This window comes from Paenibacillus ginsengihumi DSM 21568, from assembly GCF_000380965.1.
GTDB classification, from domain to species: Bacteria; Bacillota; Bacilli; order Paenibacillales; family NBRC-103111; genus Paenibacillus_G; species Paenibacillus_G ginsengihumi.
Window position 1 is genome coordinate 10,254 of sequence record NZ_KB905549.1, and the last position, 11,823, is coordinate 22,076.

At 58.0% G+C, this 11,823-nt stretch carries 11 protein-coding genes; 9 read left to right on the forward strand and 2 right to left on the reverse strand.

Annotated elements, in window-relative coordinates:
* Window positions 1-302, forward strand: a 302-nt coding sequence (locus F591_RS32205; protein ID WP_425414335.1) for a hypothetical protein, incomplete at its 5' end; no start/stop codon positions are given.
* Between the two features lie 145 nt (window positions 303-447).
* Here the strand turns inward: F591_RS32205 and F591_RS0101355 are convergent.
* The gene (locus F591_RS0101355; protein ID WP_040740731.1) at window positions 448-1,449 is read right to left on the reverse strand and encodes an MBL fold metallo-hydrolase; all 1,002 of its coding nucleotides are present in this window, start codon (window positions 1,447-1,449) and stop codon (window positions 448-450) included.
* A gap of 5 nt (window positions 1,450-1,454) precedes the next feature.
* Complete coding sequence (locus F591_RS0101360; protein ID WP_019532785.1) at window positions 1,455-2,186, reverse strand: class I SAM-dependent methyltransferase; 732 nt, start codon at window positions 2,184-2,186, stop codon at window positions 1,455-1,457.
* Window positions 2,187-2,404: 218 nt separating this feature from the next.
* Between F591_RS0101360 and F591_RS0101365 the strand changes: the two genes are divergently transcribed.
* The 8 genes from F591_RS0101365 (at window position 2,405) to F591_RS0101400 (ending at window position 11,697) form a co-directional block, all read left to right on the forward strand.
* Window positions 2,405-3,742: an ABC transporter substrate-binding protein gene (locus F591_RS0101365; RefSeq protein ID WP_019532786.1), complete on the forward strand. Its 1,338-nt coding sequence runs from the start codon at window positions 2,405-2,407 to the stop codon at window positions 3,740-3,742.
* A gap of 81 nt (window positions 3,743-3,823) precedes the next feature.
* Window positions 3,824-4,705 carry a carbohydrate ABC transporter permease gene (locus F591_RS0101370; protein ID WP_019532787.1) on the forward strand — a complete coding sequence of 294 codons (882 nt, stop codon included), beginning with the start codon at window positions 3,824-3,826 and terminating at the stop codon, window positions 4,703-4,705.
* Window positions 4,702-5,517 (forward strand): carbohydrate ABC transporter permease, encoded by an 816-nt coding sequence (locus F591_RS0101375; RefSeq protein WP_019532788.1) that lies wholly within the window; start codon window positions 4,702-4,704, stop codon window positions 5,515-5,517. The genes F591_RS0101370 and F591_RS0101375 overlap by 4 nt, the downstream gene beginning before the upstream one ends.
* Window positions 5,518-5,541: 24 nt before the next feature.
* Complete coding sequence (locus F591_RS27115; protein WP_019532789.1) at window positions 5,542-7,281, forward strand: sensor histidine kinase; 1,740 nt, start codon at window positions 5,542-5,544, stop codon at window positions 7,279-7,281.
* A 20-nt stretch (window positions 7,282-7,301) separates the two neighbouring features.
* Window positions 7,302-8,951, forward strand: a complete 1,650-nt coding sequence (locus F591_RS0101385) for a response regulator transcription factor (protein ID WP_019532790.1) — start codon at window positions 7,302-7,304, stop codon at window positions 8,949-8,951.
* Between the two features lie 242 nt (window positions 8,952-9,193).
* Entirely contained in the window at window positions 9,194-9,826 is a 633-nt protein-coding gene (locus F591_RS0101390) for a chromate transporter (protein WP_019532791.1), read from the forward strand.
* Between the two features lie 34 nt (window positions 9,827-9,860).
* Window positions 9,861-10,400 carry a chromate transporter gene (locus tag F591_RS0101395; protein ID WP_019532792.1) on the forward strand — a complete coding sequence of 180 codons (540 nt, stop codon included), beginning with the start codon at window positions 9,861-9,863 and terminating at the stop codon, window positions 10,398-10,400.
* 85 nt (window positions 10,401-10,485) lie between these two features.
* A complete protein-coding gene (locus tag F591_RS0101400; protein ID WP_019532793.1) occupies window positions 10,486-11,697 on the forward strand; it encodes an ROK family protein in 1,212 nt (403 codons plus the stop codon).
* Window positions 11,698-11,823: the final 126 nt, after the last annotated feature.

Here is an 11,823-nt window from a genome sequence, read left to right on the forward strand (position 1 = left end):
CCTCTGTTGACCCGAACGCTGCTGTTCCAAATGCCGTTGTTCCGACCTCTGTTGACCCGAACGCTGCTGTTCCAAATGCCGTTGTTCCGACCTCTGTTGATCCGAACGCTGTTGCCCCGAGCGCTGTTGACCCGAACGCTGCTGTTCCAAATGCCGTTGTTCCGACCTCTGTTGATCCGAACGCTGTTGACCCGAGCGCTGTTGACCCGAACACCGTTGTTCCAACTGCTGTTGTCCCGAGCGCTGCTGTTCCCGGATTTCTCGGATTCCCATCGCGAGCCATTCCCGGGCTCCTCACGTAAAGGAATCATTCCGGGAGCAAACGCGAACGCTGCGCTTCTCCGGAACATGCGCGTTGTGGCCGACCACGCTGATGATTCCCTTGTTCAACTTTTATCGATGGGGCTTGTCCCGTTTTATCGATGGGGCTTGTCCCGGGCCCCGGGGCTATCTGCGCCGATAGAGTACGGTCGCGCCGTCCGCGCCCGTCTCCTCCGCAGCCCGGCCCGCTTCGCGCAGCCAAATCAGATGAGCGATCGTCTCCGACAGCGCGAAGCGGAGCTGGTGCAGGCTGAGTTTGTCGCCGAACGCCTCCCGGCAAACGTCGTATGCCGTCTTCGGCGAGGCGGCCATGGCCAGCATCGTCTCCAGCCGTTCCCCGTGATGGCGGATCAGCTCGGCCGCCCGCTCCCCGAAACGGGAGAACGGCTCCCGGTGGCCGGGGTACGCCATGCGCACCGGCAGCGTGCGGACGCTATCCAGGCTGGCCAAATAGCTGGCCAGAGGATTCTCGTCCACTCCCGGCAAATAGCTTACGTTCGGGGAAATTTGCGGCAGCACGTGATCTCCGCAAAACACGACTTCCTCCTCGCGGCGGTAAAAGCACAGATGGCCCGCCGCATGCCCCGGCATCTCCAGCGCCTCGTATTCGGCCGCTCCGAGCCGGATTCGCTCGCCGCGCGCGATGACCGTTACCTCCGGCTGCGGCGATACGAGCGGCACGAAGCTGTCCATATGCTCCCGCATCGGGGCCAGCTGCTCCTCCGGCATGCCGTGCCGCCGGAACAGTTCGAGCAGCCTGGCGGTCATCGGCTCGCCCTCGCCCCACAGCAGCTTCACCTGCTCCAGGCCGGTCCCGGACAGCAGCACGGGAGCTCCCGTCCGCTCCTGAAACCAGCCGGCGAGCCCGTAATGATCGGGATGATGATGCGTCAGCACGATGCGGTCGATATCCCGCCAGCCGATCCCGAGCTCGGCCAGCGCCTGCGTCCACAGCGCCTCTGCCGCTGCCGTCCGCAAGCCAGGATCGATCAGCGTCCAGCCATCGCCGCCGCGCAGCAAATACGCATTGACCCAGCGCAGCGGGAATGGCAAGGGCACCTTGACCTGTATGGCGTGCTCCCGCCTGATGACAGCCTGCTTCGTGTGCAGCACAGCCTGCGTCTCCATCGTCATCATTCTCCTTTGCGGCCTACAAATATCATTCGGGGCGACGCCTCCGGTTCGTAGGGGGACGCGTCATATCCGCCATACAACCGGTCTGCCGCCAGCCCCGCCTCCTTGAGCAGCGCCTCGAACCGCTCTCGGTCGTAGAGCTTCACCCGCTCCTCGTACGTTCGCTCCGCGCCGCCTTCGCTCAGGACGATCTGCTTCTTGACGAAGCCGTTCTCGATGCGACGCTGCTCCCGAATGAGCACCGAACCGTCCGTCCGTTCCGATTCCGGCACGAGATGAGCCTTAACGTACGGCGGGTTCAAATAATCGATGATGAAGGAGCCGCCCGGCTTCAGCAGCCGCTTGATTTCGCGCAGCACGCGGACGTTCTCGGCGTCGTCCTCAAAATAGCCGAACGACGTGAACAAGTTAACTACCGCATCGAACGTATCGGCAAGCGGCACCTCTCTCATATCGCCGCGAACCCATCTCACTTCGCCGGCCGCATCCTTCCTGCGGGCTTCCGCAAGCAACGCTTCGGACAGATCGACGCCGGTCACCTTGAAGCCGAAGTCGGTCAGCACCAGCGAATGCCGACCCATGCCGCAGCATAAATCGAGCACCTCCGAGCCTTCCGGCAGCTCGAGCCATTCCATCATAGAGCGCACTTCATTGTAAGCGCCCTGAAGATCTCTATGTTTGTAGACGAGCAAATAATCGCTGCCGAAGCTCTTCTCATACCACTCCGCCATACCGAATCTCCCTTTCTGTAATCGCCTGCCGCCCCGGCGCTGCCGCTTGAGCAGGCGCGCGGGCCGGGTCTGTCATTCTTTTTATTGTATCAGTCCCTCGCCCGCAAATCACTAATGTTTCGTTATCGATGTTAAAATTCAGTTGTTTCTTTGAATGAAAACCTTTTCTATGATGAAGATGACACTGATCCAATCTTTGTTTCAAGGGGGAGAAAGCAATGAGAACACATGGTTTCGTAAAGCTCGCCGCAGTGGTTGCAACCACCGTCTCGTTAGCTGCCTGCAGCGGCGCCGGCGGCAATGGAGGTGCAGGAGCGCCGCAGGACGGCGCCGCTTCCGCTCCGGGGAGCGACAAACCGCTCGCCGGCACGGAGCTCGTGCTCGTGACCGCCAACCATCCGTGGTCCGAAGCGTTGACCCCGCTGCTGCCGGAATTCGAGCAGGCGACCGGCATTAAAGTCAAGGTCGAAAATTACTTTGAAGACCAGCTGACGCAGAAGCTGACCGTGCAGTTTACGGCCGGTTCGGCGACGCCGGATGTGTTCATGTACCGCCCGCTGCAGGAAGGGCGCTTGTTCTTCAAGAACGGCTGGGTAACGCCGCTCAACGATTACGTCAACCAAAATGCGGACTACGATTTTGCGGACTTCTCGCAATCCGCCGTCGGAACGACGACGGTAGATGGCAAGATCGCCGGCATCCCGATCGTCACGGAGCGCGAAATTCTCTACTACCGCAAAGATTTGCTGGAAGCGGCGGGAATCGAGGCGCCGAAGACGATCGACGACCTCATTGCGGCAGCGAAGCAGCTGCACGATCCAAGCAGGGAAATGTACGGATTCGTCGCCAGAGGCCAGCGGTCGCCTCTCGTTACCCAGCTGTCTTCCTTCATCTTCTCCGAAGGCGGCGATTTCATCACGGACGGCCAAGCCTCGATTCATACGCCGGAAGCGGTGAAAGCGATGACGACCTACGGCACGCTGCTCAAGGAAGCCGGTCCTCCCGGCGTGCTGAATATGGCCTGGCCGCAAGCGTTCGGCGTCTTTGCGCAAGGCAAAGCGGCATTCCTGACAGACGCCGATTCCTTGTATACGAACTTGACCGACCCGCAAAAATCGACGGTCAGCGACAAGGTCGGGTTCGCGGTATTCCCGGCCGGCAGCGCGGGCTCCAAGCCGTTCAACATCACGTCTTGGGGACTGGCGATCAATGAGAGGTCCGAGAAGAAAGAGGCGGCATGGGCGTTCATCGAATGGGCGACCGGCAAGGACATCGTGCTCAAGCAGCAGCAAAAAGGCAATCCGGGCGCCCGCAGCTCCGTATGGGACAATCCGGAAGGCGTCAAGGCGTTCCCTGACGAGCTCGTGCCGGTCATCCGGGAGTCGATGGAGCTCGGCGTCGGCCACGACCGTCCGCTCGTCATCAGCGTCGGCGAAGCGCGCGACGCGGTAGGCGAGGTCGTTATGAGAGTGATTACAGGCGAAGGGGACATCCAGGCGGCGGCCAACCGGGCGAACGAATTGCTGCAGGCCGTCATCGACAAAGACAACAAGTAATCGGCAACAGCTTCTTGCGCCGTCTTCAAAAGGCCTTGGCCATGGAGGCCTTTTGAAGCGGCTGAAGGGAAAGGGGGAAATATGCAGTACAGCTGGTTTAACCGCAACCTGAGATGGATCTATGTTCTTCCGGCACTATTATTTGTGCTGCTGATGATGGTTGTTCCGGTGTTGTATACGGTGCGTCTAAGCTTGTTCGAGTGGAGCATGTCCGCGGTTTCACCGCCCGTATTCGTCGGGTTCGCCAATTATGCCGCATTGTTTCGGGACCAGCGGTTTTGGGACGCGACGGTCAATACGTTTTATTTCACCATCGTCGCGCTGGCGATCGAGGTAGCGCTCGGACTTGCCGTCGCCCTTCTGCTCAACCGCAAATTCAAAGGCAAAAACATCGCCAAAACGGTCATGCTGCTGCCGATGGTGGCAACTCCCGTCGCCATGGGCATGGTCTGGATGCTCATGTACGAGCCAAGCATCGGCGCGGCGAACATGCTGTTGAAAGCGATCGGCCTGGAGCCGCAGCTTTTTCTCGCGTCGATGACGCAGGTCATTCCGTCGCTGATCCTGGTCGACGTGTGGCAATGGACGCCGATGGTCTCCCTTATTTTGTTGGCCGGGTTGTCGACACTGCCGACCGATCCTTACGAATCCGCCGACGTCGACGGGGCGAACGCCTGGCAAAAGTTCATTCATATTACGCTGCCGCTGCTCATGCCGACAATCATCATCGCCACGATGCTGCGCCTCATCGATGTGCTGAAAACGTACGACATCATCTATGCGACGACACAGGGCGGCCCGAACCTCAAATCGGAAACGCTGAATATCTACGGGTATGTGCTCGGCTTCCAATATTTTAAATTCGGATACGCTTCTGCCCTGCTCGTCGTCTTCTTCCTGATCGTTCTGGCGCTTACGCTGCTTTTGATCATGTTTAGAAACCGAACGAGGGATGCGCTATGAGAAGAAAAAATACAGCGAATGTTCTATGGGGCCTGTTGACCGCCGCTATCCTTCTGATATTTATTTTTCCGTTTCTCTGGATGCTGCTCGCCTCCTTCAAAACGCAGGCGCAGATCATGTCGGGCGAACTGACTCTGCTTTTTGCGCCTACCGGACAAAATTACTTGAGCGTCTTTCAGCAGTACGATTTTCTCCGGTATATCGCGAACAGCATGATCGTGGCTGTCGCTTCGACCCTGCTGTCGCTGCTCATCGGGCTGCCGGCCGCGTATTCGATCGCCAAATTCCGGATGCACAAATTAAGCGTCATCATTTTGATCGCGCGCATCGTGCCGGGCATTTCTTTTTTGGTGCCGTGGTATATCATTTTCTCGCAGCTGCGCCTGGTGGACACCTACGCGGCTTTGGTGCTCAGCCATATGCTGGTCGGATTGCCGTTTATCGTATGGATCATGATTTCGTTCTTCGAATCGCTGCCGTACGAAGTCGAGGAAGCGGGACTTATGGACGGCTGCACGCCGCATCATGTGTTCTGCCGAATCGCGCTGCCGATGTCGGTGCCAGGGATCGTGACGTCCTCCTTGCTGTCGTTCATATTCTCCTGGAACAACTTCATGTTCTCGATCATCCTTGCCGGAGACAAAACGAAAACGCTTCCTATTGCAGTATTCAATTTTATGTCCTATGCTGAAATCAATTGGGGCGGCTTGATGGCCGCGGCCTGCATCATCACGCTTCCGGTGCTCGCGATCGCCCTGATGGCGCAGCGGTACGTGATCAGCGGACTGTCGGCGGGAGCCGTCAAAGGATAATCTCCGCAGGGGAGCGGGAATTTCATGCACAGCATCTTTAGAAAAACCGTACTTATGATCGTCCTTCTCCTCGTGCCGATCTTGGTGTTATACAGCGTATCCACGATGACAAGCACGGAAGTGGTGCGCAAGCAGATCGAATCGACTAATTTGAGCCAGCTTATATTTTTGATGGATCAGATCGATACGAATATCGAGCAGTTGTCCATGTTCCCCGTGCTGCTCAGCTATGACCCGAACATTCGGGAATTTCTGAATCACCGTCCCGCCAATCGGATTGACGCGCTGAACGCCGAATACCGGATCATCTCGAAGTTAGGTTCGCAAAGCGTATCGAGCGGATGGCAGAACGACTTGTCGCTCATCCTGCCGCAAGAAAAGCGGTCGATTACGTCCGGCATGTTCGTGCAGCGGTCGGACGAAGATTGGCGAGGGCCGGTTTACACCCGCTGGTTATTTGTTGCGGATGGAACCGGCAGCGGCGCGAGCCGCCATTTTGTTCGCGAGATTGCGGAACCGCTCATAGAAACAAACAAGGAAGCAGCGAGCGCCGTGTTTCGCGTCCGCTTCTCGGCAAGCAATGTGACCGCCATGCTGGACTCTTACAAAATCGGAAAGGAGAACAATCCTTTTCTTTACTTTCCGGGCGAGCCTCCCATCTTAAACAGCTCCTCGTCCGCGGAAATGGTCTCCCAGCTGATCGGCCAGCTGCATTTGCCGGAAGGCGGCGGCAGGAGCTCCGGGCAGCAGTTGGTCCGTCTCGACGGGGAGCAGTTTCTTGTCAGCTTCGCCGTATCCGAGCAGCTCGGCTGGTATTTGATCGACTACGCGCCGTATCAGAGCATCATCACGCCGATCCTGGAACAGCGCAATTTCTTTTATTGGATAATCGGCCTATTGCTTTTGCTCGCGATCGGCGCATCGTTCTCGCTGTACCGCAATGTGCAGCGCCCGCTTGCGCAGCTCATCTCCGGCGTCAAGCGCATCAAGCACGGCGATTACTCGGCGCGCGTCTGCGTAAAGGCGAACAACGAGTTCGACTATCTCGGATTTCATTTCAACGAAATGGCGGAGCAAATTCAGCTGCTGATCGAGGACGTGTACGCGGAGAAGCTTCGTTCCCGCGAAGCTACGCTCAAGCAGCTGCAATCCCAAATCAACCCGCATTTTTTGTACAATTCGCTGTTTTTTATCATCAACTCCGCGATGCTGGGCAACCGGGAATCGGTCGTCAAAATGGCGCAAAATTTGGCGGCATTTTTCCGCTATTCGACCCGGGTGGAGAATCAGTCCGTATCGCTCAGGGATGAATTGGATCTGGTGCGCAGCTATCTCGTCATTCAAAACTTGCGCATGAACCGCCTTATGTTTGAAATCGACGTGCCCGAGCCGATGCTGGAGCTGGCCATGCCGCGGCTTATTGTGCAGCCGATCGTCGAGAACGCCATCGTTCATGGAATCGAGCCGTCCGTGGACGGCGGCATGATCACGATCACCGGCAAGCAAACCAGGCGGTACAACCTGCTGTTTATCGAGGACGACGGCGTCGGTATGACGCCGGAGCAAATCCGCAAGCTGAGCGCCGAATTGGAACAGCCGCTCACGGAAGAAGCGGGCACGGGCACATGGAATGTGCACAGGCGCTTGCAGTATCAATTCGGCGAAGAATCAGGGCTCGCCTTCGAACCGATCCCGACGGGAGGTCTGCGAACGACGATCCGTTGGGCACGCTTTCGCAGCATGGACGGACGGACAACAGACTGACGACCAGGGAGGCGGATGGCATGCATCTGTTGATCGTGGATGACGAAACGCATGTGGTCGACCGGCTGGAGAAGACGGTTCCGTGGCAGAAGGCCGGCATCGATCATATTTACTGCGCCTATTCCGCGCGGGAAGCGCTCGCCCTCATGCAGCAATGTCCGGCGGACATCGTGGTGACCGACATCCGCATGCCGGGCATGTCGGGCCTTGAACTCATCGCGGAAATCCGGCGCCGCTGGAACCGGACCAAATGTGTGCTGCTGTCGGGATATTCCGATTTCCACTACGCCAAAGAAGCGATTCGGCAGCAGGTGGAGGAATACCTGCTCAAGCCGGTCACCGAAGAGGAGCTGCTGCAGACGGTATCGCGGCTGTGCCGGAAAATCGCCCAGGAGTGGGAAGAGGTATGCTCGCTCCGCACTTTGACCAGGACGCTGGCCGACAATCTGCCTCTGCTGAAAGCGAATTTGCTCAATGAGCTGCTGCAGGGATGCGCCTGGGGCGAACAGCAGCTGCGAGAAAAAATGGCCGCGCTCTCGCTGCCGGATCTGTATGGCCGCCCCTGCGCGGTCATGCTGATTCGGCTGGAGGAGCCTTTTATTAACGATGATTTCCGCAGCTTCTCTCTGATTGAATATGCGGTGTGCAATATCGCCGAGGAGCTGTTCCGGGATCAATTCGATTTATGGCAGGCAAAAGACGCCCATGACTACTTGATTTTCGTGGCGGCCAGCAAACAGGGGAGCGATCCTGACTCGAGCGCGCTACGGTTTGAACAAACCGCCGTCAAGCTTCAGGCTGTCGCGCAGTCGCTTCTGAAGGGGCGCATCTCCGTGATCGTCAGCGATTTTGGCCTGTTTCCCCGCGAGCTGCCGGCCAAATACGACAACTGCGTATCGGCGGCGCGCAAGCGGGTCGCAAGCCGACAAAGCTTATTCCTCCGCACCGAGGGCGAGCCTGCCGCCGCGGCGGTCCAATCGATTCGCAGCCTGTACGAGCCCCCCACATTGATTCACCTGCTGGAAGCGGGGCGCTGGGGGGAGCTGGAGGAGAAGCTGGCGTGCATTATGCGCGAGCTTGAGGATAACCGGCCGCAATCGCAGGAGCATTTGCTGGAAGTGTATTTTGCCGTTTCCTCCGCTTTTACGTATATTGCCCATAAAAACGGACAGCCGCTATCCGAACTGATCGGCAAAGATTACGAAAAGCTGGCCAGCGGCATTCCGCCCCGCTCCATCTCCCAGCTGAGGAATTGGTGCGGGCACATCCTGCAGCGGCTGAAGGAAGACACGGATCGCGAGAACAGGGACAGCCGCGCCGCGCTGATCCGGGACATTCATCGGTTTATCGAAGCAAATTTGTCGCGCGACGTGACCTTGCAGAGCATCGCCGATCATGTGCATATGCATCCGGTGTACATTTCCAAAATATACAAGCTGGAGACAGGCGAAAATATTAGCGAGCATATTCATAAGCTGCGGATGGAAAAAGCCGTCTATGCGCTCGCCAACAGCCAGGAGAAAACGTATGAAATCGCCGAAAAATTAGGCTATCAGCGCTCCCATTCGTTCATTCACGCCTTCAAAAAGCATTACGGCCTCACGCCGCAGGAATACCGGGAACGGCTGACCAAGGCTTCTTTCGCGAGCGAAGCGCGCGCCCCCCGTTGAATAACAAGGACTGCTCAGGCCCCGACACGACCTGGACGGTCCTTTCTTCTTTTCCTTTTTATCACATTGGAATTAAGGAGACGACAAAGACGTGTTGCACTTAATAATCCTATGGAAATAGTCGGTTTAAACAGCCGTTATTGCATCGAAATCAAAAAATTTGTCCCCTCCTGTCAATAGTTTATTCCAAAATGAAATTAAGTGTGATATACTGGCATCAGCAGACAAGGGGGGACGAAATCTTGAAAGGGCAGCAGCAATGGAAACTGCTTCGCGACATTTTTATTTCTTTCTTCAAAATCGGCCCCGTCACATTCGGCGGCGGCTATGCGATGATCCCGCTCATCGAACGGGAGGTGGTCGAGCGGCGCGGCTGGGTGAAGTCCCGCGATATTGCCGATGTGTTCGCCATATCCGAATCGATTCCGGGCGCGATCGCCGTCAATTCGGCTGTCTTCGTCGGCTATCGGATCGCCAGGGTGCCCGGCGCGCTGGCCGCCATGATCGGCGTGGTGCTCCCTACCTTTTTAATCGTTATCGCCCTGTGCGTCCTCTTCATGCAGGTACACGATCACCCGAAGGTGGAGGCGGCCTTCCAGGGAATCCGCGCGGCGACCGTCGCGCTGATCGCCTACGCAGGCATCAAGATCGGCAAAACGGCCGTGCTGGACAAAGCGACGCTGGCTGCCGCCCTCGCGACGACCGCCGTGCTGTACTTCCTGCACCTGAACCCGGTCTTGATCATTGCCGCCGGCGCTTTGACGGGGATCGCTCTGGTCAGGATCAAGCAGCGGCTCGGCCTTCAGGTGAAGCTGGAGCATGAGGAAACGATGAAATACAAATACAAGGATTACTTCATAGGAGACGGGATCTGATCGTTTTCTTATCGGAAGCAAGGAGGCGGGTAGGTTGGTTTTATGGGAACTGTTCACAACGTTTTTGGTCATTGGCTTCGTGTCGTTCGGCGGCGGCTATGCGATGATTCCGGTGATCGAGCAGCAAGTATCCTCCCATGGCTGGATGACGACGCAGGAGTTTACGGATGCCATCGCCGTGGCCGGGATGTCGCCCGGGCCGATCGGCACGAACAGCGCGATCTTCGTCGGCTACAAGACGGCCGGTCTGCCCGGGGCGATCGCTTCCGCCGCCGGCATGGTCGTCCCTTCGCTTATCATCGTCATCGCCGTTGCGGCCTTTTTTTATAAAATCCATCACAACCACTGGGTCAAAGCCGCATTTTACGGACTGCGCCCCATTATCACCGGGTTGATCATCTACGGCGCCATTCGCTTCGCCGTCAGCAACGGAGTCATCGGCACCATGTCGGCACATACCGTGATCGCTCTGCTGCTGTTTGCCGCCTCGCTGTTCGCGCTGCTGTACGTCCGGCTGCACCCCTTCTTCGTGATCGTCCTCTCGGGCCTCGTCGGGATCGCCATATACGGCTAGGGATTCCTGCCTTTCCCATTCTGTTGTATAATATATGCTTGATCCGGTATGCTGCGGTCAATCCGTCCCGGGAGGGCTTACAACAATGGAACGCAAGGCAATTGAAGAACGAATTGGCGGCCGCAAGGCCAAAGATATTTATGAGCTGATCCGCAGGCAGGGCACCGTGTCGAAGCAGGAGCTGCTGGAGCAGAGTGGCCTGACCGGCAGCACGCTGACGCGAACGCTGGAGGACCTGTCAGCCCAGGGGCTGATCCTGGAGGCGGGGTTCGGCGACTCGACGGGCGGGCGCCGGCCGATTCTGTACGAGACGAATCCCGCCTACGGTTACGTGTTCGGCCTCGATATTTCCAGGGTATATTCCAGGCTCAACCTGTACGATCTGCATTTGAACCGCCTTGAATCGGAGCGCTGGGTCATGACGGAGGACGCGACGCCGGACAAGCTGCTCGCCGACATCGTCCGCTCGGCCAAGGCGATGCTGCAGCGCAGAGGGCTTCGGCCGCAGGATGTCATCGGCATGGGCATCGGCGCCGTCGGGCCGATCGACCGCTCGGCGGGGACGATTCTCGAGCCGCTTCATTTTGCCGCGCCGGGCTGGAACCACATTCCGATCGTCTCCCGGCTCGAGGACGAGCTCGGCTTTCCGGCGCTGCTGGACAACGGCGCCAACACGGCCATCATCGGAGAATGGTGGGCCGACCGGGAGCGGGAATACCGTCATTTGCTGTACGTGCATGTCGGCGTCGGACTGCGCTCGTCGATGATGACCGGAGGCAAGATCGTGTACGGGGCCGTTGACATGGAAGGCTCCGTCGGCCAGATGATTATTCAGACGAACGGAGACCGGCTGAGAAATCACGGCAACTACGGCTCGCTCGAATCGTACGTATCGGTGCACGCGCTGGAGGAGCAGGCCCGCTCGAGGCTGAAGCAGGGCCGCGACAGTCTGCTTCGCGAGCTGGAGCCCGATCCGGACAAAATATCCTACATGCATCTGGAGCAGGCGCTGCAAAGCGGCGATCCACTGGCTGCCGAGCTGTTCACCCAGGCCGCCACCTATTTCGGAATCGGCCTGGCCAATTTGCTGAACGTGCTTCATCCGGAGAAGGTCGTTCTCGGCGGCACGCTGATCGGCAGCCATCCTTCCTTCTTCCATACGGCGACCCGGGTGGCGATTCGCAACACGTACCATTATCCGAAGTACCAGGTCGTGTTCAGTCTGGGCCGGCTCGGCGATGAGGCGCTGGCGGCAGGGGCCGCCACGATGGTCATCAACCGGATGACAGAGCAGTAAGCAGTAATCAGTAAGCCCTCGCCAAAGGCGCGCGTTAAGCAATTCATCATCATTGTCTCAGAAAACCATCGGAGGCCCCGGGGAGCCTAAAGCTGTACTCCCGGCCTTTTGAAACGACAACAGCCC

What these genes read in the sequence shown, in the direction of transcription:
- F591_RS0101385 (WP_019532790.1), top strand. Translation starts at nt 7,302, where the DNA reads ATGCATCTGTTGATCGTGGATGACGAAACGCATGTGGTCGACCGGCTG.
- F591_RS0101360 (WP_019532785.1), bottom strand. Translation starts at nt 2,186, where the DNA reads ATGGCGGAGTGGTATGAGAAGAGCTTCGGCAGCGATTATTTGCTCGTC.
- F591_RS0101370 (WP_019532787.1), top strand. Translation starts at nt 3,824, where the DNA reads ATGCAGTACAGCTGGTTTAACCGCAACCTGAGATGGATCTATGTTCTT.
- F591_RS0101355 (WP_040740731.1), bottom strand. Translation starts at nt 1,449, where the DNA reads ATGGAGACGCAGGCTGTGCTGCACACGAAGCAGGCTGTCATCAGGCGG.
- F591_RS0101400 (WP_019532793.1), top strand. Translation starts at nt 10,486, where the DNA reads ATGGAACGCAAGGCAATTGAAGAACGAATTGGCGGCCGCAAGGCCAAA.
- F591_RS0101365 (WP_019532786.1), top strand. Translation starts at nt 2,405, where the DNA reads ATGAGAACACATGGTTTCGTAAAGCTCGCCGCAGTGGTTGCAACCACC.
- F591_RS27115 (WP_019532789.1), top strand. Translation starts at nt 5,542, where the DNA reads ATGCACAGCATCTTTAGAAAAACCGTACTTATGATCGTCCTTCTCCTC.
- F591_RS0101375 (WP_019532788.1), top strand. Translation starts at nt 4,702, where the DNA reads ATGAGAAGAAAAAATACAGCGAATGTTCTATGGGGCCTGTTGACCGCC.